The sequence below is a fragment of the Ardenticatenales bacterium genome (assembly GCA_020634515.1).
In the GTDB taxonomy this organism is placed as follows: Bacteria; Chloroflexota; Anaerolineae; order Promineifilales; family Promineifilaceae; genus JAGVTM01.
The window spans coordinates 659,842-683,266 of record JACKBL010000003.1 but is presented as its reverse complement, the minus strand read 5'-3'; the positions used below and the strand labels follow the sequence as shown (position 1 = coordinate 683,266).

17 protein-coding genes are annotated in these 23,425 nt (G+C 62.0%); 9 read left to right on the top strand and 8 right to left on the bottom strand.

Features of this window, described 5'->3' with window-relative positions; genetic code table 11:
* Positions 1-56: 56 nt before the first annotated feature.
* On the top strand, positions 57-1,145 hold the full coding sequence (locus tag H6650_11585) for a patatin-like phospholipase family protein (protein MCB8952647.1): 1,089 nt from the start codon (positions 57-59) through the stop codon (positions 1,143-1,145).
* Entirely contained in the window at positions 1,129-1,902 is a 774-nt protein-coding gene (locus H6650_11580; GenBank protein MCB8952646.1) for an SDR family oxidoreductase, read from the top strand. Before H6650_11585 ends, H6650_11580 begins: the two co-directional genes overlap by 17 nt.
* Before the next feature lie 55 nt (positions 1,903-1,957).
* Here the strand turns inward: H6650_11580 and H6650_11575 are convergent, their stop codons facing one another.
* The gene (locus H6650_11575; GenBank protein ID MCB8952645.1) at positions 1,958-5,122 is read right to left on the bottom strand and encodes a hypothetical protein; all 3,165 of its coding nucleotides are present in this window, start codon (positions 5,120-5,122) and stop codon (positions 1,958-1,960) included.
* Positions 5,123-5,133: 11 nt separating this feature from the next.
* Here H6650_11575 and H6650_11570 point away from each other — a divergent pair, with 11 nt between their 5' ends.
* A complete protein-coding gene (locus H6650_11570) occupies positions 5,134-7,968 on the top strand; it encodes a glycosyltransferase family 39 protein (GenBank protein ID MCB8952644.1) in 2,835 nt (944 codons plus the stop codon).
* A gap of 149 nt (positions 7,969-8,117) precedes the next feature.
* Here H6650_11570 and H6650_11565 read toward each other — a convergent pair whose 3' ends face one another.
* Positions 8,118-8,438 (bottom strand): helix-turn-helix transcriptional regulator, encoded by a 321-nt coding sequence (locus H6650_11565; protein ID MCB8952643.1) that lies wholly within the window; start codon positions 8,436-8,438, stop codon positions 8,118-8,120.
* A gap of 118 nt (positions 8,439-8,556) precedes the next feature.
* On the opposite strand from H6650_11565, the gene H6650_11560 reads away from it, so the two are divergent.
* On the top strand, positions 8,557-9,030 hold the full coding sequence (locus tag H6650_11560) for an ester cyclase (GenBank protein MCB8952642.1): 474 nt from the start codon (positions 8,557-8,559) through the stop codon (positions 9,028-9,030).
* Here H6650_11560 and H6650_11555 read toward each other — a convergent pair.
* Positions 8,962-9,387 (bottom strand): transposase, encoded by a 426-nt coding sequence (locus H6650_11555; protein MCB8952641.1) that lies wholly within the window; start codon positions 9,385-9,387, stop codon positions 8,962-8,964. The two genes, H6650_11560 and H6650_11555, sit on opposite strands and share 69 nt — an antisense overlap.
* 219 nt (positions 9,388-9,606) lie before the next feature.
* Between H6650_11555 and H6650_11550 the strand changes: the two genes are divergently transcribed.
* Positions 9,607-11,364 carry a transposase gene (locus H6650_11550; GenBank protein ID MCB8952640.1) on the top strand — a complete coding sequence of 586 codons (1,758 nt, stop codon included), beginning with the start codon at positions 9,607-9,609 and terminating at the stop codon, positions 11,362-11,364.
* A 601-nt stretch (positions 11,365-11,965) separates the two neighbouring features.
* Positions 11,966-13,594: a PfaD family polyunsaturated fatty acid/polyketide biosynthesis protein gene (locus tag H6650_11545; GenBank protein ID MCB8952639.1), complete on the top strand. Its 1,629-nt coding sequence runs from the start codon at positions 11,966-11,968 to the stop codon at positions 13,592-13,594.
* Between the two features lie 109 nt (positions 13,595-13,703).
* On the opposite strand, the gene H6650_11540 is transcribed toward H6650_11545, so the two are convergent.
* Genes H6650_11540 through H6650_11525 form a run of 4 tightly spaced genes read right to left on the bottom strand, consistent with a single transcriptional unit; the run spans position 13,704 to position 18,351 of the window.
* The gene (locus H6650_11540) at positions 13,704-15,083 is read right to left on the bottom strand and encodes a PD40 domain-containing protein (protein ID MCB8952638.1); all 1,380 of its coding nucleotides are present in this window, start codon (positions 15,081-15,083) and stop codon (positions 13,704-13,706) included.
* Between the two features lie 44 nt (positions 15,084-15,127).
* A complete protein-coding gene (locus H6650_11535) occupies positions 15,128-16,471 on the bottom strand; it encodes a PD40 domain-containing protein (protein ID MCB8952637.1) in 1,344 nt (447 codons plus the stop codon).
* A 29-nt stretch (positions 16,472-16,500) separates the two neighbouring features.
* Positions 16,501-17,232 (bottom strand): TIGR03943 family protein, encoded by a 732-nt coding sequence (locus H6650_11530; protein MCB8952636.1) that lies wholly within the window; start codon positions 17,230-17,232, stop codon positions 16,501-16,503.
* A 54-nt stretch (positions 17,233-17,286) separates the two neighbouring features.
* Positions 17,287-18,351 (bottom strand): permease, encoded by a 1,065-nt coding sequence (locus H6650_11525; protein MCB8952635.1) that lies wholly within the window; start codon positions 18,349-18,351, stop codon positions 17,287-17,289.
* Positions 18,352-18,466: 115 nt separating this feature from the next.
* On the opposite strand from H6650_11525, the gene H6650_11520 reads away from it, so the two are divergent.
* From H6650_11520 to H6650_11510, 3 genes are all read left to right on the top strand, one after another.
* Positions 18,467-20,524: a hydantoinase/oxoprolinase family protein gene (locus H6650_11520; protein MCB8952634.1), complete on the top strand. Its 2,058-nt coding sequence runs from the start codon at positions 18,467-18,469 to the stop codon at positions 20,522-20,524.
* A 228-nt stretch (positions 20,525-20,752) separates the two neighbouring features.
* Positions 20,753-21,238: a GNAT family N-acetyltransferase gene (locus H6650_11515; protein ID MCB8952633.1), complete on the top strand. Its 486-nt coding sequence runs from the start codon at positions 20,753-20,755 to the stop codon at positions 21,236-21,238.
* Between the two features lie 30 nt (positions 21,239-21,268).
* Positions 21,269-22,495 (top strand): cytochrome P450, encoded by a 1,227-nt coding sequence (locus H6650_11510; GenBank protein MCB8952632.1) that lies wholly within the window; start codon positions 21,269-21,271, stop codon positions 22,493-22,495.
* A 75-nt stretch (positions 22,496-22,570) separates the two neighbouring features.
* Here the strand turns inward: H6650_11510 and H6650_11505 are convergent, their stop codons facing one another.
* Entirely contained in the window at positions 22,571-23,104 is a 534-nt protein-coding gene (locus tag H6650_11505; GenBank protein ID MCB8952631.1) for an N-acetyltransferase, read from the bottom strand.
* Positions 23,105-23,425: the final 321 nt, after the last annotated feature.

Below are 23,425 nucleotides of genomic sequence, written 5' to 3'. Positions count from 1 at the left end.
CCACAAGCTCAGTCCACGAGAGCGTTGACAGTTACCTTGAGAAACTGAATGGAGTTATGAACACAAGACAGCGAAAAAGAGCGTTGGTCTTATCAGGCGGCGGGGGGCGCGGGGCGTACCACATTGGCGTGCTGCGCTTCTTGCAGGAGCATGAGTGGTTCCCCGACGTGGTTGTGGGCACGTCGATTGGCGCGGTGAACGGCGCGGCGATTGCCTCCGGGCACGACGCGCATTCGTTGTGGGCGCTGTGGCGGCGGCTGGACACAAAACAGGTGCAAAAGGCGAATCTGAACCCGCTGGCGGGCAATTTTTTGCTGGACACGGCCCCGCTGCGCCAGACGTTGTTACGGGAAGGCTGGGTCGATTTCGCGCGCATCAATTCGGCGGAGGCGCGCGTACATTTGCGCGTGACGGCCATGGAGGTGGAAACGGGGCGGCTGTGCGTGTTCGGCAACAGCGCAGACGTGTTTCCCAGCCAGGTGCGCCAGGAGCCGCTGACGCTGGACCACATTATCGCCAGTTGTTCCATCCCCATTGTTTATCCGGCCACGACGGTGCACGAGACGCTGTATTGGGATGGGGGCACAGTGGCGAATACGCCGCTGAGTCCGGCGATTGATGCTGGGGCAGAAGAGATTGTGGTGGTGCTGATGACACCGTGGGAGGATGACGACGAGGCGGGGGAGATAGCAAACAAGCCCCGCTCACTGCTGGATGCGGCCGGCGCGGCGTTTGAGTGGGCGCTGCTGGCATCGTTCCAGGCGGATTTGAAACTGTTTCGTCGGGTAAACCAGTTGGTGCGGCTGCAACTGCAAAACGCGCGGCTGCAGGCGGCCAATACGCTGCCGCGGCAACAGTTGGCGGGGGAGCCACTGCCGCCGCTGGCGGACGCGGACCACAACGGCGTGCCCGATATTCTGGAAAAATCGTGGCAGGATTTGCCCGAACCGATTATTGTCGCCCCGCGCCGCCCTATTCCCGTGGAGCAGATTATCAGCTACACGGCGGCGGGGCATGAGCGCGTGTATCAGTTGGGGTATGAGGATGCGCGGCGCGCCTGGCGGGCGTCGGGGCGGACGGTGGAGGGGAGTGGCGGGCGGCAATTGCCTGCCGAAGGAAAGGAATCCAATGAAGATAGCAGATAGCGTAATCATTGTTACGGGGGCGAGCGCGGGCATCGGCGCGGAGACGGTGCGGGTGCTGGCGCAAAAAGGCGCGAATGTGGTGCTGACGGCGCGGCGCGCGGAGCGGTTGCAGGCGCTGGCGACGCACCTGGCGCATTATCCGGGGGAGCGGCTGGTGGTGGCGGGGGATATTGCCGAGGAGGCGTTCTGCCAGGAGTTGGTGCGGCGGACGGTGGAGGCGTTTGGGCGGGTGGATGTGTTGGTGAATAATGCCGGCATCGGCCACCGCTCCACCCTGCAAGAAATCCCCACCGACGACGTCCGCACCATCATGGACACCAACGTCCTGGGGCCGGTCTACGCCATCCAGGCCGTTTTGCCGCACATGCTGCGGCAGCGGCGCGGCCAAATCGTCAACGTCTCCTCCATCGTCGGCCAACAGATCGTGCCCGAATCCAGCCTCTACTGCGCCTCCAAAACCACCTTAAACGCCCTCACGCGGGGCCTGCGCATGGAGTTGCAGGGGCAGCCCATCCTCGTCACGCTCGTCTATCCGGGGCTGACGGAAACGGAATTTTACCAGGCGCGGTTGGGCACAGAGGTGAAACGGCGCGTCAGGCGCACCGGGGTTCCGGCGCGGCGGGTGGCGGAAGCGATTGCCGACGCCATCGCGCATGATCGGCGCGAGGTGTACATTACGTGGCCGGATTGGCTGCTGGTACAGGCCAGTCGCCTCTTCCCGCGCGCGCTGGACTGGGTGGTCGGCCGTTTCGCCTGAGTTTCTGGCGCGCCCAAGGTTGGTTCATTCTCCTAGAATGAACCAACCTGAACCTTTATTCTTGGAAGAGGTGGAGGAGGGGGATGGCGTCCATGCCGGCATTATCCCGCAACCGCGCCCCCGTCTCCCCGTCATACAGCCCCACAATCAGCACGTAGTCGCCTGGCGGCGCATCCGCGGGCACAGCCAACGTGTAGGGGTCCGCCAGGAACTCACCGGGGAACCAGCCCGTCGTCGGGCGGCGGCCTGCCAGCGGCGGCTGATCCTGCTGCGCCAGCACGCGCCCATCGTGCAGAAGCTGCACAAACACCGTGTAGCCGGTCGTGGTCGCCTGGACGCCGCGCCAGTAAAGCGTCAGCGGTAGGGGCGCGCCGGGCGCAAATGCGGCGGGATCCAGGTCGTACCCGACCAGTTCCGCCACGTCGCCCAGCGTGACGCCCAGCGGGTGCGCGGGGGCGGGGGGCGTAAAGGAGCGCGCCGGCACGGTGACGGTCCATTGCCCCAGGTCGGTGTATGCCGGCATCACCTCTCCCCCCGCCGTCAGCAAATCCAGGCGCAGCGTATAGCTCCCGGCAGGCACAATCCCCCCATCATCCGCCATCACCGGCAGCAAAAACGCGGCATCATCCCGCACGACGGCCCCCATGGGCCACGCCGGCGGCAGGAAGGTAGCCCGCCCCAGCGGACGCACGACCGTTGTGATCACCCGCCCTGTGGCATCCAGCAGCCGCAGTCGCGCCTGCATCAATGACGGCGCGCCGGTTGCCTGCCAGTACAGCGTAAACGGGAGCGTCTGCCCCACTTCGCCGCCATCCGGCCAGCCGGTCACGCCGACCAGCCGCACGCCGTTGCCCAGCTCGGCATCCAGGCGGCGGGTGATGGGAAGTGTGGCGGGGTCGGGCCAGGATGCCGGCATTGTCAACACCACCTCCCCCAGGACAAAACGCCCGCCCATCGGCTGCCCGCCGTCATCCAGCACGTCCAGCAGCCGCCCGCTGCCCGGCTCATACACCTGCGCCGTCAGCGTATACCGGCCGGGCGGCGTGCCGGGGAAAATGGCCAGGTCGTGGCGGTCCGCGCCATATTCGCCCGCACCCCAGCGCGTCACCGGATAGCCGGCGGGATGGAGGGAGTCCGACTGCCCATAGCGCCGCCCCTCGTCGTCCAGCAGATGCACGGCCACGCTGTATTCGCCGCGCACGGGCGGCAAGGCGCGCCAGTAGAGGGTGAGCGGGAGGACGCCGTCTGCCGGTGCGCGTCCCTGCGCCCCATCCGCGCCCAGGAGCAGCAACTGGTTGCCAAAGTTCACGCGGAGCGGCTGCGCCACGCCCATCAGCCCCGTCTCGTCCAGGCGTGTCTGGCAGACGGGATTGTGGCAGCGGTCCAGGTAGAGGGTTTTGCCCGCCAGTAGGGAGAGTCCCAACAGGATGCCCGCCAGGGCCACGGACGGCGACAATGGGGGCGGGGCGGCGGGCGGGGGCGGCGCAGGGCGGCGGCGCGGCCAGAGGCCAATGAGGGCGAGGCTGCCCAGGGCCAGGAGGGAAATGATGTCGGCGGCGCGGCGCAGGGGGGTTTCTTTCCAGGCGAGGCGCAGGGTGTGCGTGCCTGCCGGCATTTCCACCAACACCAACCCTTCCGGCTCGTCGGCGCGCCCATCCACGGGGCGGCCATCCAGCCAGGCATACCAGCCGGGGAAGGCGAAGCGACGGAAGCGGGCCGTAAAGGGCGCGGGCGCGTCCACGGTCACCGTCGTCGCCAGCCACTTTTCTTCCACGGCGATGATGTGCGCATCTGCCGGCAAACTGGCGGGGTCCAGGCGAGGTATGCGCGTATCCGGGGCCATCGCCTCGTATGCCGGCAGCAACGAAGCCGCATCTGGCAAACTGCCGACGGTCACGGGCAGGTAATCCCCCACGGAGGTTGTGCCCAGGAAGCCCAAATCCGCCTCGAAGCGAATCAAATCAATGGGGGAGGGGTCGGGAGGGGGGGGAAAGCGACCGGGAAACAGCCAGGGCAGGGCGAACAGGATGATGACGAGCGTTGCCAGCAGGCTGCCGCCACTGCCCAGGCGCACCGCGCCCAGTCCGGCGAGGCAGGCGAGGCAGAGGCTGGCGGGGCCGAGGAAGCGCCACGGGAACAGGACGAAGTGGAGCAGCGGCGCGTGCGTCCACAGTGGCGCGCTGATGGGCAGCACGAGGCCGATCAAGAGGAGGAAGGCGATGGTAAACAGCAGGCGGGCGCGCCGATAGGTGGGGGAGTGGGCGCGGGAGGGGAGCCAACCGATGGCGGCGAGTAGTAGTTGGGGCCAGCCGATGCTGAAGGGGATGGCGGGGTTGACGGCGGCGTAGTCGGCGGGGCGGGGCAGGGCCAGGAGTTGGCGGAGGGTGAGGAAGTGGGCGCGGTAGTCGAAGTTGGCGGCGTCGTTGAGTTTGTTGATCTGGACGAGGGATTTTTGGAAGAATGCCGGCATCCAGAAGAAAGCCGCCAATCCCAACCCCAACAGCAGCGCGCCCAGCGCCCACCCCGCACCCCGGCGTGGTTCCCTCCGCGCCGCCAGCAACCCATACCCCAGTAGCAGCGGCGCACCCACCAGCGCCAGAATGTTGTGGGACAGCAGCAGCCCGGCGTAGCAGCCCGCCAGCCACAGCATACCGGCCCGATCTTGCCGTTGCGCCAGTCGCTCCGCTGCCCACAGCCCCAGGCTCAGCCAGGCTACGCCCCAGGCTTCGGCATAAGCGCCCCGGTGGTAGACGTTCACGAGCAGATAGGGCGCGTAGGCGGCGGCGGTGGCGGCCACGATCATGGGGTGGTGGGCCATGCCGGCATCCGCGCGCCGCGAGAATGCCCGCAACCACAACGCCGCGCCCGCGCCCGTCAGCAGCAGCGCCAGGGCGTAGCCAATCAGGTAGGCGGTGGCGGTGCTGATCCCCACCACCCGCGGCGGCAGCAAAATAATGTAGCTGAGTGGCGCGTAGTAGTTAAAGAGGGGAAAGCCATAGCCGTACCCCATGTCCGGCTGCCAGCGAGAAAAAAGCACGCCGTGCCGCAGCGCCTGCTCCAGTTCCACCAGGCGATAAAAGTGCAGCGGACCATCTCCCCGCTGCGGCAGCCAGCCGCGCAGCAGCGGTTGGGCCGCGGGGAGTAGCAGAGCCAGGAACAGCAGCAGCCCGGTCAGGCGGGCGAAACGGTTGGCGCGCGTCATGGCGTGTAACAGTAGCAAATCAAGTCGAGATGGGCAACGATCTTCCTGGAAGCTGGCCTGCACAGGGCGGCAACATGGTTCACAACTTCCAGGAAGATGCGACCCCTGATACAATTGCCGGCATGACCCAACGCCGCGCCCTCTTCTGGATGGTAGGCTGCCTGCTGCTGGCCGCCCTGCTGCGCCTGCCCGCCCTATCCCAGTTCCCCCCCGGTTTGCACTACGATGAAGCCGCCAACGCCATCCTGGCCGGCGACATTGGCCTGCGCGGCGCGCGCCCTCTGTTCATCCCCAGCTACACCGGCAAGGAAGTCCTCTTTTTCTACCTGGCGGGCGGCGTCATGCGCCTGGTGGGCGAATCCGTGTTCGCGCTGCGCCTCACCGCTGCCTGCCTCGGCCTGCTCACGGTGGCCGCCGCCTACCGTGTGGGGCGCGAACTGCCGCGGGACCGCCGCACCGCGCTGCTGGGAGCGGCGCTGCTGGCCGTCAGCTTCTGGCATCTGCTCTTTAGCCGCCTCGGTTTCCGCGCCATCAGCCAGCCGTTGCTGCAGGCCTTGACTGTGGCGGCGCTGTGGCGCGGGCTGCGGTTGGTGGAAACCAAACCGACCGACGCTCAGACCTGGGCCACCTTTGCCCTCGGCGGCCTCTTCCTCGGCCTGACCGCGTACACGTACCTGGCGGCGCGCCTGTTCCCCGTGCTGCTGGCGCTGGCGCTGCTGCCCACGCTGCGGCGCAACTGGCGGCATCTCCTCCTCAGCGGTGGCGTGGCGCTCCTGATCGTGCTGCCGCTGCTCAACTATTTCCGCCAGCACCCGGACGCCTTCTGGGTGCGTATCCAGCAGGTGGGCGGGGATGGCCTCAGCCTGGGGGAGAGCGTGCTGCGGTCGCTGGGTATGTTTTTTCTGCGTGGCGATCCCTACTGGCGTTTTAATTTGCCGGCACGCCCGCTGTTTTCCGGGGTGGGGGGGGCGCTGCTGCTGGCGGGGGGGGCGCTGCTGGCGTGGCGGGCGTGGCGGGTGCGTGGTCGGCGGCGCGGCGCGGCGCTGCTGCTGCTGCTGGCTCCGCTGGTGATGCTGTTGCCGACGGCGCTGGCGACGAATGAGATTGTGCCCAGCAATTTGCGGGCGATGGGGATGCTGCCGTTTTTGATGCTATTGCCGGCATTTTCTCTCACTACCCTCCTCGATCTTACGCCCATCCGCCTCCCCCACTTGCTCCTCCCCTTGCTGTTGATTGGCGGTGGCCTCACTGCCCAGGCCTACTTCCAACAGTGGGGTCGGCGCGCCGACGTTTTTTACGAGAACGACGCGGATCTCGTGGCCGTGGCTGCTTTCCTGGACGCCACGGCGCGTCCCGACGAGACGGTTTTCCTGGCGGCGAAGCATTATCGCCATCCGACGGTGGCTTTTTTGAGCGGGGTGTATGAGCAGGTTAAGTGGCTGCCAGGTGGCGAGGCGCTTGTTTTCCCCGCCGCCGGACGGGTCCGCATTATTTATCCGCACAGCAGTCCAATGCCGGCATGGACCACTTCCCTCTTAGCTGACGCCGACGTGGAAACCGGGCCATTGGGACCGGATGGACAACCCCTCTTTACCGCCTACACCCTCACCGCGTCCCCTACGCTGACCATTTCCCACCCGTTGACCGTCAACTTCGGCAACGCCATCACCCTCCGGGGATATGATGTGGGCGCGGTGGCGGCAGGCGCGCTGCCGCTCACGTTGTACTGGCAAACGCAGGGGGTGCCATCGCGGGCGTTTGCGCCGTTTGTGCATCTGGAGGATGCCTGGGGCTATCGCTGGAGCCAGGTGGAGCGGGATGCGTACCCCAGTGAGCAGTGGGCGGCGGGGGAGTTGGTGGTGCAGCGGATGATTGTGCCGCTGCCGGCAGGCGCGCCGCCGGGGGATTATGAACCACGGGTGGGTTTGTTTAACGAGGAATCAGGCGAGCGGCTGCCAAATCTGGACGGGGAGGGACGATATGCCGGCAGCGCCGCCCGCCTTCATTCCATCACCATTCCCGCCAGCCCACCGCCCGACACCCTGCCCACGCCCCCCTTTCCCGCCGACCAATCCGTCTCCCCCGGCCTCACCCTCCGCGGCTACGAGCGCGGCAGCGCGACGGCGCAATCAGGGGAACATCTGGAACTCGCCTTCTGGTGGTCAGCAACCGCCCCCTTGCCCTCTGATTGGCGTCTGCGCGTGACGCTGACGGGGCCGAATCAACAGACGTGGACGCTGTGGGAAGGCCAGCCCGTCCACGACAGTTATCCCTTCGCCCAGTGGCCGACGCCCCTGTTCCTGATTGACCGCCAGACCGCCCCCCTCCCGCCTGACCTGCCCGCCGGCGCATACCAACTGGCTCTGCGACTGCTGGACGGGAGCAACACGACGGTTCTCAGCCAATCGCTAGGACCGCTGCAAGTCGCCGCCGCCGACCGCCTCTTCCGGACGCCGCCGATCTCCCACCGTCTGAACGCCCGCTTTGGCGACGAAATCGATCTGTTGGGCTACAACCTTGACGGAGACACGCTGACGCTGGTCTGGCAGGCGTTGACCCCGCCCGCCGCCGACTATACGGTCTTCGTTCACTTGCTGGACGCGCAAGGGGTTTGCTGCCTGTGGCAGAAAGACGCCTGGCCCCAAGACGGCACATATCCCACCGGCCATTGGCTGCCTGATGAAGTCGTGGTGGACCTCTACACCATCCCCGCGCCGGCGACGGCGTCCGCACCCCTCACCCTGGAAATCGGCCTCTACATCGCGGATACAGGGCAGCGTCTCCAGGTCACGCGAGCGAACGCCCCGCAAGGCGATGCCGTCCGCTTCTCCTGGCCCCCGCCCTCAGGAACGGAAATTAAATAAGACAGCGAAGTTGTTTCCTTGCCGTTCCTTGAAACTGACGATGCAATTCCGTACTTAATTTCATCGTCAGTCCTAAAGCGCGGAAAACTCCTTGGGATGTTCGCGGAATCCCCGGCGTCAGGCGCACACTTTGCTGGGTGCGTTTTGGTTCACGAATACTGATTTTTCATCGTCGTATTGCCCCATTTTTCCATTGCTTGAAGTATTGGGGCAAGGGTGTATCCTTTTTGGGTCAGTGAATACTCTACTTGCGGCGGGACAACTGGATAAACTTCTCGGTGAACTATGCCATCTCGTTCTAATTCTCGAAGTTGTTGCGTCAACATTTTTTGCGTAATTTTCGGTATAGCTCTTTTCAATTCACTGAATCGCCGTTTTTCTTGAAACAATATCCACAAAATTATTGGCTTCCATTTGCCGCCGATGATAGAAACTGTTGCTGTGACTGGGCAAAAATAATCCTGACTCATTCTTGGTATCCTTTTGGGTACTATGGCACAAAAAAGTGCGTACTTCCCTTCCTGATATTGAAATTGTATAATGCGCCACAGTGAAAAGCAAGCCAACCAAATGAAATCAGGAGAAAATATGTCAACGCTCGAACAAAACAAAGAAATAGCCTTAAGTGTGTCTCGCGCCATTCTGAATGGAGAATGGAACAAGTTGGACGCACTTTTGGACGACCAATTTACATACACAGGCGATGGATTTCATTTTACAAAGGATGAATACATCGGTTTTATGCAAGATATGAAAGCCGCTTTTTCGGGCTTGCACATGGAATTCCCAAATATCGTTGCTGAGGGGCAATACGTTTCAATTCGATTTGTCTCTACGGCGGTTAACACAGGCAGTTTTATGGGTGCCCCCGCAAATAGGAAAAACTTGGAGATTCACGGTATATTTGTGCGGAAGATAGAAAACGGTAAAGTTGTGCAAGAATGGCAAACTACGGATCTATTAGGCGTAATGAGACAGATAGGTTTTGGGGCTTTACTTGGATATGCGATATTTGTAGGGCTTTTCAAAGTGAAGCAAAAAGCACCAGTTCGTAAAGCATAAGGCTTTTTCGGAATTTAACAGACGGCGAAACAGGCTGTCAACTCGCTTGAGGCCATAAGAACGTTGTGCGACCGTTTTCAATTTGTTGTTAACACCTTCGACAAAACCACTACTGGCGCGCCTGTCAAAATAGCTGGCAATTTCGTCCAGATAGTTGTGGAGGGTTTTGAGAAAGTAACTGGACTCTGGTGTTTTTGGCGTAGAGGCTTCAGCCGGTCCACATATGGGGGTTGACCCGGCTAAAGCCTCGACTCCGATCACCCTATGTGGAATTCGCCAAACTCCAGAAAGTAACTGTTCAGCCTCTGGGGTGTATGGTCCAAGAGATCTTCCCGGAAGCTCGATTTCAAACCCCAAAACGTAACTGCTAAGCCAGATTGGACCAATTTTCTCTGGTGAAAATGGCCATTGAGCGCGTGAAATTGGTCCAATCTTCAGAGAGGGTTAGTAGTTACCCCAAAACGCCGCATCATTCGGCTTGTTTGGCATCAAAACAGCTTCCGGGAAGGTGGTCGTGAATACTCAACGTTCGCTCAAATTTTGCGGATAAAACCAAATTTGGTATACCCATATCCTATGGTAGACATTAACAGGTTCGACATACAGACAGAGCGAGTAGATGACATCCCGCTCATTTACAATTCGCTACAAAAAATGGGCATTCAAGCCATTGTGGATAGCATCATCGTCCCCCATGGCAACTGGCAGGGGTTGACGCCCGGTTGGGTCATTACCATCTGGCTGACACATATCCTGGTCAAGCACACCCACCGGATGGATTGCGTTCAGGAGTGGGTTGCCAAACACTTGTTGACACTGGGACACCTAACTGGGCAACTGGTTACGCCGTTAGATTTCACCGATGACCGGTTAGCCCTTTGTCTGCGGTATCTACAGCCGCAAAGCGACTGGGCTGAGGTCGAAAGTCGCCTGGGCAATCGCCTGGTGCGGGTCTATGACCTGGCCAAGAAACTGCCCGAACGGTGGTGTGCGCGGCTAGATGGCACCGTTGGCATTGTCAACCACGACCCCAACGGGTCGTGGCTGTTCCAGGTTGGCAAAGCCAAGAATGGTTTGTTCGAGACCCTGTACAAAATGATGATCGGCAGCCTCGACCCCTTGGGTTTACCGCTGGCGGTGGATATCGTCCCAGGCAACCGGGCTGATGACCCACTCTACATTCCCATTTACCAGCGCATCAAGCAGACTTTTCCGGGTCGGGCGCTGCTGGTCGTGGGAGATAGCAAGATGAGCGCGCTCCTGACACGCGCCACCGTCGCCAACAACAACGACCACTATTTGACACCCCTGGCCTATCTCAAAGATGAACCCAAGCTGCTCGACGAACTGCTGGTCGGACAGCAAGAGCGGGAAGCCCAGATACCGCTTATCTTTTTGGATGGGGCGCTGCCGACCAATGGCACAGCGCCCAATGCGGCTGATGCGGTGGCGCGGGGTTTTGAAGTCAGCCGGTCGCGCAGCGCCATCGTCAATAAGCGCCACGTCACCTGGCAAGAGCGTTTGCTGGTGGTGCGTTCCTTCAGCTACATGCAGAGTGAACGAGACGCATTACAGAAACGGTTGGATAAAGCCGAAGCCGCTTTACGCGCCCTGACACCGCCACGGCAACGCGGCAAAAAGCAGATAGAAGACGAGAAAACGCTGTTAGCGGCCATCAAGCGCATCCAAAAACAGTACAAAGTGTCCGGCTTATTCGTCTGCACGACTAAACGTGAGGTCGCGGAGCGTCCGATACGCGCCTATAAAGACAAGCCAGCGCGGGTGGAAAAGACGGTGCGCTACCAATTGACCGTACAGCGTGACCTGGTGGCGATTGCCGCGGCCATGTTCAAGATGGGGTGGCGGATTTATGCCACCAACGCGCCCGCTGTCGAGTTGTCATTGACCCAGGCGGTGCAAGCCTATCGCAGCCAGTACGTCGCGGAGAACATCTTTCGTCGTCTGCAAGGCAAGTTGCTCTCCATTACCCCGGTCTATGTGCAGCGTGATGACCATGCCGAAGGACTTTTCCACCTGCTGACCCTGGCAGCCCGGGTATTGGCTCTGGGTGATTACGTGGCTAAAGAGGCGTTGGCGGAGGTCAAAGAGGAATTGACCGGCATTTTTCCGGGTAATCCCAAACGAGGCACCGCCACGCCCACGATGGAGCGCATGCTGCAAGCCTTTGAGGACATCAACTTAACCGTCTTCCGGTTAGGAGCGCAGGTTCTTTACCAATTAACCCCGTTGACCGGTGTGCAAGAACGCATTTTGGGACTCTTGGGCATTCCGTTGACGGCCTACACGGGTTTGGCGGCCCTGCAATCCGCCTAATCCAGGGGAGGAGAGGGTCTATTATCTGTATGTGATTGGTAAAGTACGGTGAAAAGCCTCGATGAGTCAAGCGTTTACGGCATTATCGTAGTTTGCATTGTTTTGGAATCACCATCATCAACCGCAATCGCGCAAATTGACTTTTGGCATAAATTTTGAGCGAACGTTGAGAGAATATGATTGTCAACAGCAATTCCCAATATGAATGAACGGCTTTTGGTGCGAATTCCCTGGAAAAATGTTCTGGCCCGTCAAAAGTGGGGCATGGCTTGTTTCAGAGGGAAAAAAGGGGCTTGACCCTGCGGAATCACCATCATTGGAATTGCTGGCGGCGATTGGTTTCCCTGTCAAACTGGCAAAAAGCGAGTAAAATAGGGCATCTGAGTGACCGTCCAGAAATTGCTTGCCATTTTGCAGGTTAGCAGGTCACTTCAAGCGTATCCGACGATTCCGCGATAATTTATTCTTGGATGCGTTCTAAATCGCTTTGGCGCGCACACCCTGCCGCGGGAATGCGCCGCGCATGAACCCGGTGTCACCAACCGGCAACCCAAAACTATCCGCTACCCGCTGATCACGACTTTCAGAGGAAAACACGCAAATGACGCAAAATGACAATGGCCTGCGCTATTTTGGCGCAGCTTCCGCCTACTCCTGGCATGGCTCCGCAAACTCCATTGCTTTCGACCCCGTTGCCATCAAGGCAACCTTGCTGGACGTGAACACACCCTGCTACGTGGTGCGTGACCAGTATGGGCGCATCGGCGTCACCCGCGAGGGATATTTTCAATCCGCTTCCGCCGCGCCCTCCGGCATTGAGGGACTGACCGTACTCGCGCCCATGCCCGTCTATCAGTTGGGCGACCCCTTCTTCCGCGCCTTTCACCAGGTGCAGTACGCCTATGCCACCGGCGCCATGGCCAACGGCATCGCTTCCGAAGCGTTGGTCATCGCCATGGGGCAGGCCGGCTTCCTCGGCTCATTTGGTGCCGCGGGCCTGATGCCGGACCGCGTGGAACAGGCCATCCAGTCTATCCAGCAGGCCCTCCCCGGCGGCCCCTACGCCTTCAATCTGATCCACAGCCCGCAGGAAGAAGACATTGAACGGGCCGCGGTTGACCTGTACTTGCGGCACAACGTTGCCACGGTAGAAGCCTCGGCCTTTATGGACCTGACGCCCAATGTGGTTTACTACCGCGTGGCCGGTCTGGGTGTCGCGCCCGAAGGGTATATCACGGTTCGGAACAAAATCATCGCCAAAATTTCCCGCCGCGAGGTAGCGGAAAAGTTCCTGAAGCCGGCCCCGCCGCGCCTGCTGAACCAACTCGTCTCGGCGGGCTTGATCACGCAGCAGCAAGCGTCGCTGGCGGAGCATGTGCCCATGGCGGACGACATCACCGTGGAGGCGGACTCCGGCGGCCATACGGACAACCAATCGCTCGTCTGCCTGTTCCCCTCAATTACCCTCCTGCGCGACGAAATCCAGAGCCAATCCGCCTACCAGACGCGCATCGGGGCGGCGGGGGGCATTGGCACCCCGACGGCGGCGCTGGCGGCGTTCATGATGGGCGCTTCTTACGTGGTCACGGGTTCGGTCAATCAGTCTTGCCTGGAGGCGGGTGTGTCGCCGCATACGAAGGCGTTGTTGGCGCAGGCGGCTGTGCCGGATGTGGCGATGGCTCCGGCGGCGGATATGTTCGAGATGGGGGTGCAGGTGCAGGTGTTGAAGAAGGGGACGTTTTTCCCGATGCGGGCGCAGAAGTTGTACAGCGTGTATCGTGCTTACGATTCAATTGAGGCGATTCCGGCGGCGGAGCGGCAGCAGTTGGAGTCACAGATTTTCCAGCGCAATCTGGATGACGTGTGGGCGGATACGGCGGCGTTTTTTCAGAAGCGGGATCCGTCCCAATTGGAAAAGGCGAATCGGGACCCGAAGCGGAAGATGGCGCTGGTTTTCCGCTGGTATCTGGGGCTGTCGTCGCGCTGGTCGAACACGGGTGTGCCTGATCGCACGTATGATTATCAAATCTGGTGCGGTCCGGCGATGGGTTCGTTTAATGATTGGGTGCGTGGTTCGTACCTGGAGCCGCCGGAGAATCGGCGCGCGGTGGAGGTGGCCCAGCACATTATGTTGGGCGCGGCTTATTTGTATCGGTTGCATCAGGCGGGGTTGGGGGGTGTGATGATGCCGGCATTCTACCGCCAATACATCCCCACTCCCTTTGCCTAATCGCCCCATGAGCGAAAAAACCGACTCCCTGAAATCACCGGAATTCTCACGTTTTAATTCAGGGACCTTTTTTTGACGACACCCATCAGGTAGCTGCGGGTTAACGCCTTTACGGAACCCAGGTAGGTTGTTGCCCGGCGGCGACGACCTGGCGCGGCGCGCCGCCCGCCACATCCACCACCCAAATTTCCGGGCGCGCATTGGCTTCGGCCAGGGCATATCTTTGAAAGGCCAATGCGCGCCCGTCGGGGGACCATGCCGGCAAAACATAATACGCCGCAGGATCAACCGTCAACGCCCGCGCCTCGCGCCCATCCGCCCGCATCACCCACAACTGCTTCCCCATCGTCGTCCCCGCCTGCTGCCGCCCAAACGCAATCCACGCCCCATCCGGCGACCACACCGGCCCATCATCCTCCACCGCCGCCGCGCCGCTCAAATCCACCGGAGCCGCGTCGCTCAAATCCGCATAAAAAAGATGCACGGAAAAGCCCTCAATCGTGGTCGCATAAGCCGTAAACACCAGCGTGGGCGTGGTCGGATTCCAGACGGGCGACTGCCCCGTCTCGCTGGGCAACAAGCGTGTCTCCCCTGAATCCAGATTATAAAGCTGCACCTCTTGCGATTGTGGCGCCACGTAGCCGATCCAGCGGCCATCGGCGGAAAACGTCGCGCCCAATCCCAACCACTGGCTGTCACTGAACACAGGAAGCGTTTGCCCGGAAGCCACATCGAGCCACCACAGGCGCGGCGGCCCCGTTTGCTGCGTCGTCGCGTCAATGTTGCGCCGTTCATAAAGCAGCCGCTTGCCGTCGGGCGACCACGTAGGCCGGTGGCACAGGCCATCGTCGCAGCGTAGCAGGCGGCGCGCGCCCCGTCCATCCGTGCCCACCAGCCACATTTCGCTGCTGGCGGCTCCCGGCGCGGCCACGCTGTAAAGCACGGTGGTTCCATCCGGGGAGAGCGCGTAATCCACCACGTTCTCTTTTCCCCGCGTCAACGCCTCCGGCTCGCCGCCTGTGGGCGACACCAGAAATAGTTGGCTGACATCGGAGCGATCCCAGCCCAGGTAGAGGAGACGCGGCGTGGCTGTGTGGAATTCCCAGGTGAGGGGACGCAGCAGTAATTGTCCACGCTGGCTTCGCAATCCTGCCGGCACGCTCACGCTGTACGTCGTGTCTGGGGCTAATGGCGCGGTGGGCTGAACCAGGAGCGCGCGCCCATCCCAGGACACCGCCGCTTCTACGTCGGGGACCACCGTCACGGACACGTCCGCCGCCTCCATTTCCTGCGCGAAGGTCACGCGCAGGCCCGCCCGCGTGGAAACCGCGCGGCTCCCATCCACCGGGAATACGTCCACCACCCGCGCCCCCACCCGATCCCCGCGCAAGGCCATGAAGCCCGCCAGGAGCAACAGCCCCACCATCGTCGCCCAAACCAGGCGATCAAAACGGCTCAATGAAAGAGGAAATCGTCGTACACGCAACATTTTCGTTTTCCGTTATCCGTTGACTGTTATCCGTTGACTGTTGCTCAGGGCAGCCAGGCGGGCTGGCTGCCCACGCGGGCGATTTCCCGTTGCGCGCCGGTTTGCACATTCAGCAGCCAGATGCCCGGCTCGCCCTGGCTGGTGAGGATATAGCGCTGAAACAGCAGAGAGCGGGCATCAGGCGACCAACGCGGCGGCCCATGATTCACGTCCGCGTCCTGGGTTAACGGCTTGGCCTCGCTGCCGTCGGCTCGCGCCAGCCACAACTGCTTGCCCATGGGCGCGCGCGCCAGCTTGCGGTTGAAGGCAATCCACGCGCCGTCCGGCGACCAGGCGGGGAAGCCGTCATTCACGTTCAGTTCGGCGCTGAGGTTGATCACGGTATGGCTGTACACATCGGCGCTGAACAGGTTGATGGCGAATGCCTCTCCCTGGATTTGCACGTCCGTCAGCAGCAGACGGCGGCTGTCGGGACTCCAGGCAGCGACTTCGCCCGTCTGGCTGGGGGCGAAGACGCTTTGCCCCGTCTCCAGATTATACGCCTGCACTTCCTGGCTGAAAGGGACGTTGAAGCTCAACCAACGGCCATCGGGCGAAATGCGTGGATTCATGCCCAGCAGTTGGCTGTCCTGGAAGACGGGAACGGTCTCGCCAGAAGCCAGGTCTACCCACCAGAGGCGGGGCGGGCCGGGGGGCGCGCCGGCGAGACCGCGGGCGCGTCGCTCGTAGATGAGGCGGCGGCCATCGGGCGTCCAGGTGGGCGCGCTGCATACGTCGCCGGCGCAGTCTACTAGCTGCCGGCTGTCGCCTCCGAGGGCGGGTATGAACCACAAATTGGCGCGACCATCCGGTTGGCTGAGGCTGTAGGCGATGATGCCGGCATCTGGCGAGACCACAAAATCGACAACCTCATCCGTTCCCTGCGTCAGCGGTCGGGGCGGCTGCCCGTCCAGCGCCGTCACGAACAGTTGTTGCTGCCCCTGGGCATCCGGCGAGAGGAAGAGGATGTGCGGCGGGCGGGTGTGGAATTGCCAGGTGGGGACACGCAGCAGGCGCTGACCCTGTTGGGAACGGAGAGGGGGCAGGGTGACAGTGTATAGGGTGTCGGGTTGTAGCGGGGCGGCGGGAGTGAAGATGAGGGTGCTGCCGTCCCATGTGGTTTCTCCGGGCGCGGCGGGCTGCAGGGTAAGGGCAGGGGTGTCGGTGGTATTCATGGGTTGGGCGAAGGTGAGGCGCAGGGTGGTTTCCGTGGAAATGCCGGCAGCGTCCAATTCAGGAACAAACGCCGCCACCCGCGCCCCCACGCGGTCCCCACGCCACGCCAGCAGCCCCGCCAGCGCCAACGAACCCGCTATCACCAACCACGCCAGACGATCAAAACGACTCAAATGCAAATGACTTCCTATCGGGGACCGGCTCACGGATACAGGTACGGCTGTTTTGGCTGCTCAATCGGCGTGATCTCCTCCGCCATGAGGATCGGCATCTGCGCATTGATAAACGTCCCCACCTGAAATGCCCCCTTCACTTGCAGCCATTGGTCATCCGCATACGCCGCCGCATCCGCGGTGCGCACAATCACGCCAATGGGGGAGGCATCCGCCACACAGCAGCTCACCACGAACCGCGCCAGCATAAACTCATCCGCCGCAAACCGCTCATCCCGATACAAAAAACCGGTGAGATTGGCCTCCATCCCATTGAAAGCGGTGTCATCCGGGTTACGCTGGAAATCGGTGAGCCAGTCAAGGATGTTGCGCTCCCCGGCAACCAGCCCCATGCGGTCATCGCCGCGCGGCGGCGCAATGGAATTCAGGCTGCCGACCTGCACCTCCCGATTGCCCACCGCCGCCGCCCCCAACGGTTGCGGCGGAACCAGCAGCCCCAAGACGACGGGCACGGCCACCACGAAAAGCCCCAGCCAGGACAAAGAGCCGTGCGTGTGCCCTTCGTGATCGTGATCGTGGCCGTCGTCGGGCGGTTGGCGCAGGAAAAAGCTGGCGGCCACAATCAACAACCCGACGGATGCCAGTAGCACCAACGAGATGAAGCGCGGATGGATGTAGAACTCAATGACGCCCGTGGTCAGCCGTGTGTAGAGGTAGAGACCGAGGGCGACGAGGAGGAGGGATTTGAGAATGCGGGTCATGGTAAAGTAAAACCCTTCCCGGAAGCTCGAACAGCTTCCGCGAAGACAGGTTGCCTACCAGCCGAGGTTCAGGTTGACGAAAATGCCCAGGACGAGGGCGAAACAGAGCGGCAGCAGGATGAGGTAGAGAACGGTGCGTCGCCGGAAGACGCCGAGGAACATGAGCGAGCTTTTGATGTCCACCATGGGGCCAAAGACAAGGAAGCTGAGGATGGAGCCGGTGGTGAAGGTGCTGACGAAGGAGAGGGCCAGGAAGGCGTCCACAGTGGAGCAGACGGACAGGACGAAGGCCAGCAGCATGAGGGTGACGACGGAAATGACGGGGCCGCGCCCCAACGCCAGCAGGGTGGCCTGGGGCACGAGCGTTTGCATCGCGGCAGCCAACGCGGAACCCATGATCAGGTAGCGAGCCATGTCCAGGAAGTCGTCCCCACCGACGCTGAGCGCCTGCCAGATGGAGCGACGCGCATGGCCGTGGCCGTGATCATGGTCGTGATCATGCTCATGGTCCGGCGCGCAGAGGCGGGCTTCATCGGGCCGCAGGATTTCGTCCGGTTTGGCGAAGGTGAACAGGAGGCCAATGGCAAAGGCGATCAAGATGCTGAAGCCGACGCGCCCGAAGAAAACAGGTCCCCAGCCGAAGGCGGCGTAGGTGCTGATGAGGACGACGGGATTGACCACGGGCGCGGCCAGGAGAAAGGCGATGCCCACGGAGAGGGGCATGCCTTTCTGATAGAGGCGGCGCGTGACGGGGACCACGCCACACTCGCAGACGGGGAAGGCAAAGCCGAGCAGCGCGCCGACGAAGGCGGCGGGGATAGGGCGGCGGGGCAGGAAACGATCAAAGGCGCCGCGATCCACGTACACTTCTATCAGGCCGGAGACGATGGAACCGGCCAGGAGAAAGGGCAGGGCTTCCACCAGGATGCCGAGGAAGATGGTGACGAAGGTGCGAAAGCGGCTGCTGATGGCGGGGGGCGTCCAGTTGGTGAGGGCGTAGGTGGCCAGGATGAGGAGGAGTATGCCGATGGCAAAAACCAGCGGACGGCGCGATGTGGGAATTTCCCGTGGCGGCTTTGCCTGGGGCGTGGCGTGGTTGTATGGCTCACTCGTATCCATGAAGCCAACTGTCTCACGAAAATGAATCAGCGTCAAGATGCGCGGGCATGGTTTTAGAGATTGGTTCATTCTTGAAGAATGAACCAATCTTGGGTAGCCCAAATTATGGTAGAATGTGGCGAAATTCTCTGGCTGGAGGCTCACGTTGCGCGCAGGTGTGGATACGGGTGGCACTTTTACGGATTTTGTGTGGTGGGATGGGCGGCTGCTGCACATTCATAAGGAGTTGAGTACGCCGACGGACCCGTCACGGGCGATTTTGGCGGGGATTGAGCGGATGGGGGTGGGAGAAAATGCCGGCATTGTCCACGGCAGCACCGTCGCCACCAACGCTATCCTGGAACGACGCGGCGCGCCCACCGCCCTCGTCACCACCGCCGGCTTCGCCGACATCCTGTCCATCGGGCGGCAAAATCGCCCCGACCTTTACGCCCTTGTGCCGCAAAAACCGGAGCCACTCGTCCCCCAACGCTGGCGCTTCACCGTTGCCGAGCGCGTCACCGCCGCCGGCGACATCCTGCGCGCCCTCGACCCCGCCGCGCTGGAAACGCTGCTCGCCCAACTGGCGGCGGAGCCAATCGAATCCGTCGCCGTCTGCCTCCTTTTCGCCTTCCTCCGCCCCGATCACGAGCGGGCCATCGCCCAGGCCATCGCCGACCGCCTGCCCCACATCGCCAACGTTTCTCTCTCCAGCGACATCCTGCCCGAATATCGTGAATATGAGCGCACCAGCACCACCGTGATCAACGCCTACGTCGCGCCCCTGATGCGCCGTTATTTGCAGCGGCTGGCGGCGGGCGTGGCTCCCCGTCCGCTCACCGTGATGCAAAGCAACGGGGGCGTTATCCAGGCGGAGACGGCGGGTAAGCAGGCGGCGCGCACGGTGCTCTCCGGGCCGGCGGGGGGCGTGGTGGGGGCGCGCTTCGTGGCGGCTCAGGTGGGGCTGCAGGAAATCATTACGTTTGACATGGGGGGAACCAGCACGGATGTGGCGCTTTGCCCGGCGCGCTTGCCTACGACGACGCATGGGGAAATTGCCGGCATGCCCCTACGCCTACCCATCATCGACATCCACACCGTGGGCGCGGGCGGCGGCAGCCTGGCTTACGTGGACGCGGGCGGGGCGCTGCACGTAGGACCGCAAAGCGCGGGCGCGGACCCCGGTCCCGCGTGTTATGGCCGCCAGGCGGGGCAAGCGCCACCCCAGGCAACGACCACGGACGCCAATCTGGTTCTGGGTCGGCTGGACGCGGCTCATTTTCTGGGGGGGACGATGCGGTTGCGCGAGGATGTGGCGCGGCAGGCGCTGCGGAGGTTGGCGACGGCCATGCGCGCGCCGACGGCGCAGGCGGCGGCCTGGGGCGTGCTACAAGTGGCGAATGCGACGATGGAGCGGGCGATCCGCCGCATTTCCGTGGAGCGGGGGTACGATCCGCGCCATTTTACGCTGGTGGCGTTTGGGGGGGCGGGACCGCTACATGCCTGTGATCTGGCGCATAGTCTGGGGATTCCGCGGGTTTTAGTGCCGGCATTTCCCGGTGTCCTCTCCGCCCTGGGCATGTTGGTTGCCCCCCCCACCAGAGACTACTCCCAAACCATCATGCTCAAGCTCCAGGCCGATGACCCGCCCACCCTCCTCACCGCCGCCTACGACGACCTCTCCCGCCGCGCCCTGGCCGACATGAGCGCCGCCGGACACTCCCCCGACCACCTCACCCGGCAATGCCGCCTGGACATGCGCTACGTCGGGCAGTCGCACGAACTGAGCGTGCCCGCTCCCGCCGACCTGTCCGATCCGTCATCGCTGATGATGGCCTTTCACCAGGCGCACCAGCAGCGATACGGCTACCATCAACCGGAAGCCGCCGTGGAAATCGTCACCATCCGCCTGGCCGCCATCGCGGACATCCCCCTCCCCACCTGGCACACACCCGCCAACGAACGCGAACACCAGGAGGCGCGCATGGGGCGCAAACAAGTCTGGTTCCACCCCAACGGCCCCACGCCAACCCCCCTGCTCGACCGCGCCCGCCTCCGCTCCGGCGACACCTTCACCGGCCCCGCCATCCTCGTGCAGTACGACACCACCACCGTCGTCCCGCCCGATTGGTTGGGCCAGGTGGTGCAGCACGGACACTTGCTGCTGCAAAAAATCGACGAAAATACGGACTAATTCTTGGTGACCGTCTAAAAATCACTGTGACTATACAGGTCATCTGCCCAGATTGGACCAATTTGCTCTGGTTGAATCTTATTGATGTCTACAAAATTGGTCCAATCTCTCGGAGACGTGAATAGTTACAAATCACTTATCATTTGGCCGGTTGAAAGGTCACTTCAAGCGCATCCAGCGGACCCGTAATTTATTTTTCGATGCGCCCCAAAACATCCTCGGTAAATCATGGAAATCCGACGCGCCTTACCCACGGAAGCAGATGAACTAACGCGCATTACGCAAGCATCCAAGCAACATTGGCAATACCCACAGGCCTATCTTGATTTGTGGAATAGCCTGAATCTGCTCACCATTTCCGTGGATTACGTGGTAAACCACCCCGTTTTTGTTGCCGTTGGCAAAACTCACGGAACAGACAATATCATGGGCTACTGTGCTTGTGCCGGCACGGGTCAGACGCAAGAATTGGACAACCTGTTTGTATCCCCCGCATACATCGGTCAAGGCGTTGGACAGGCGCTGTTGCTGTATAGCCTGGCCTATATGCGCCAACAAGGCGCGCGCGCCGTGCGCATTGTGTCCGACCCGCACGCCGTTGCCTTCTATCAAAAATTCGGCGCGCGCCACATTAGTGATGTCCCTTCGCTGCCTGAGGGGCGACAATTACCATTGTTACAGATTGACCTGGAGGCCATAGCAAGGGATGGTTGACGGCTAATGGACATAGAAGAATCGGCGACCATGATACCTGTGGACTACGATTTGTTCAGTCGCGCCTTCAAGCGGGACCCGTTCCCCACGTTTGCCCACATGCGGCAGCACGCGCCCATCTACCGCCACGTTGCCCCCAATGGCATCGCCATCTGGTACATCACGCGCTATGAAGACGTGGCCGCCGTCCTCAAAGACGAACGATTCGTGAAGGACATCTTCAACGCGCTGCCGCCCGCCGACTGGGGCCAGATTCCGCACACCGACACCCTCTTGCAGCTCATTAACCGCAACATGCTGTTCGCCGATCCGCCTGACCATACGCGGCTGCGGGCGCTGGTCAGCCAGGCCTTCACACCTCGCCGCGTGGCGCAAATGGCCCCGCGCATCCAGGCTATCGCGCACGCGCTGCTGGACCGGGTGGCCGCGCGCGGCGAAATGGACCTGATTGAGGCGTATGCCTATCCGCTGCCTTTGACCGTCATCATGGAGATGCTGGGCATTCCCGCGGCGGACCAGGAAGAGATGCGCTTCTGGTCGCAGGCAATTATTGCCGCCGGCAGCCACGGCATCAGCTATCGGCAGCGCAAACAGCGCATCAGGGCGCTGGTGGATTACCTGGGACGCACCTTTGCCGCGCGGCGAGTGCAGCCGGAGGACGACCTGATCACGGCGCTGGTGCAGGCGGAGCAGGCGGGCGACCGGCTCACGGAGACGGAGCTTTCTAGCATGGCGGTGCTGCTGCTGGTGACGGGGCACGAAACGACCGTGAATTTGATCGGCAACGGCGCGCATACGTTGTTGACGCACCCCCCGCAGCGGGCATTGGCGCAGGCCAATCCCGCCATCCTGGAAACGGCTGTTGACGAACTGCTGCGCTTCGATGGCCCCGTGGAAACGTCCACGACGCGCTGGGCGCGTGAAGACGTTTTATTTCGTGGGCATCTGATCCAACGGGGGGATGTGGTGCGGGTGGTGCTGGCGTCCGCCAATCGGGACCCGGCCCAGTTTGACCACCCGGACGTGTGCGACTTGCGCCGCGAGGATAACCGCCATCTGGCTTTTGGCCTGGGCATTCATTACTGCCTGGGCGCACCGCTGGCGCGGCTGGAAGGACAGATCGCCCTGCAAACCCTGCTGGCGCGCTTCCCCGACGTGCGCCTGGCCGCCCCCGCTGACCTGACCTGGCGCTCCGGCGTCCTCTTTCGCGGCCTGAAGCGCCTGCCGCTCGTCTGGAGCCAGACGGCGGCTCATTGATGCGCGTCTACGACGAACCACAACGACGCCATATCATGCCCGGTTCCGCCTGTTGCCTGACCTCAACGGGCGCGGTCAGGTGCCGGCAAAAACAGCATGATACCTCACCAATCCGCCACGCCCCGCCAGCGCACCCGGCAGCAGTTCCACGACCATGAACACATCATCAGGCACGGCGAATTCGCAGCGAAGGCCGCGCGGCGGCGCGGGAGTGAAGCCGAAGCGGGGGTAGAATCTCGGGTGACCCAGAACAAAGACGATGGGTTGCCCGGTATCCAGGCAGGCGGTCAATCCTGCCGGCACTAACGCCGAACCAACACCCTGATTTTGCCAGGATGGTCGCACGGCCATTGGCCCCAACGCGATTGCCTGCCAATCGCCCGCCGCGGATGCAACCGTAACCGGCGTGAACAGGATGTGTCCCACCACCTGTCCTTCCGCTTCCGCCACCAGCGACAGAAACGGCGACACCACGCCACGCAGCGCGTCTACCAGATTGGCTTCATTGGCGCGGCCAAAGGCGGACTCGTTGACGCCGCGAATGGCGGGGAGATCCGCCTCCGTTTCTGGGCGAATCGTCAAATTTGTGAGCGCCTTGTTATTGGACATGACATATTCTCCCTCTTCGCTCAGGCGTATGGCCGGCGTAGCTATTTGGCCTCCGGGGCACATAATCCGTGAGACCTTCCCGGAAGCGCGATTTTAGACCCAAAGCGCCCCATTACCCAAGGGGTGTGTTTCAAATGGGTTGCTCAGGCTGCCCGCGCCGTAGGACAATTTGCCTAAATTGTCCCTTCATCGCGGAGGACAATTCAGCGAATTGTCCGACAGCAAGCAACCGTCAACTGAAATGAAACACACCCTTACCCAAGTCATTTAGCATCAAAACAGCTTCCGGGAAGATGGTCGTGGATAGGTAGATGCCGGCAT

What these genes read in the sequence shown, in the direction of transcription:
- H6650_11585 (MCB8952647.1), top strand. Translation starts at nt 57, where the DNA reads ATGAACACAAGACAGCGAAAAAGAGCGTTGGTCTTATCAGGCGGCGGG.
- H6650_11580 (MCB8952646.1), top strand. Translation starts at nt 1,129, where the DNA reads ATGAAGATAGCAGATAGCGTAATCATTGTTACGGGGGCGAGCGCGGGC.
- H6650_11570 (MCB8952644.1), top strand. Translation starts at nt 5,134, where the DNA reads ATGGGCAACGATCTTCCTGGAAGCTGGCCTGCACAGGGCGGCAACATG.
- H6650_11565 (MCB8952643.1), bottom strand. Translation starts at nt 8,438, where the DNA reads ATGAGTCAGGATTATTTTTGCCCAGTCACAGCAACAGTTTCTATCATC.
- H6650_11560 (MCB8952642.1), top strand. Translation starts at nt 8,557, where the DNA reads ATGTCAACGCTCGAACAAAACAAAGAAATAGCCTTAAGTGTGTCTCGC.
- H6650_11550 (MCB8952640.1), top strand. Translation starts at nt 9,607, where the DNA reads ATGGTAGACATTAACAGGTTCGACATACAGACAGAGCGAGTAGATGAC.
- H6650_11545 (MCB8952639.1), top strand. Translation starts at nt 11,966, where the DNA reads ATGACGCAAAATGACAATGGCCTGCGCTATTTTGGCGCAGCTTCCGCC.
- H6650_11540 (MCB8952638.1), bottom strand. Translation starts at nt 15,083, where the DNA reads ATGTTGCGTGTACGACGATTTCCTCTTTCATTGAGCCGTTTTGATCGC.
- H6650_11530 (MCB8952636.1), bottom strand. Translation starts at nt 17,232, where the DNA reads ATGACCCGCATTCTCAAATCCCTCCTCCTCGTCGCCCTCGGTCTCTAC.
- H6650_11525 (MCB8952635.1), bottom strand. Translation starts at nt 18,351, where the DNA reads ATGGATACGAGTGAGCCATACAACCACGCCACGCCCCAGGCAAAGCCG.
- H6650_11515 (MCB8952633.1), top strand. Translation starts at nt 20,753, where the DNA reads ATGGAAATCCGACGCGCCTTACCCACGGAAGCAGATGAACTAACGCGC.
- H6650_11510 (MCB8952632.1), top strand. Translation starts at nt 21,269, where the DNA reads ATGATACCTGTGGACTACGATTTGTTCAGTCGCGCCTTCAAGCGGGAC.
- H6650_11505 (MCB8952631.1), bottom strand. Translation starts at nt 23,104, where the DNA reads ATGTCCAATAACAAGGCGCTCACAAATTTGACGATTCGCCCAGAAACG.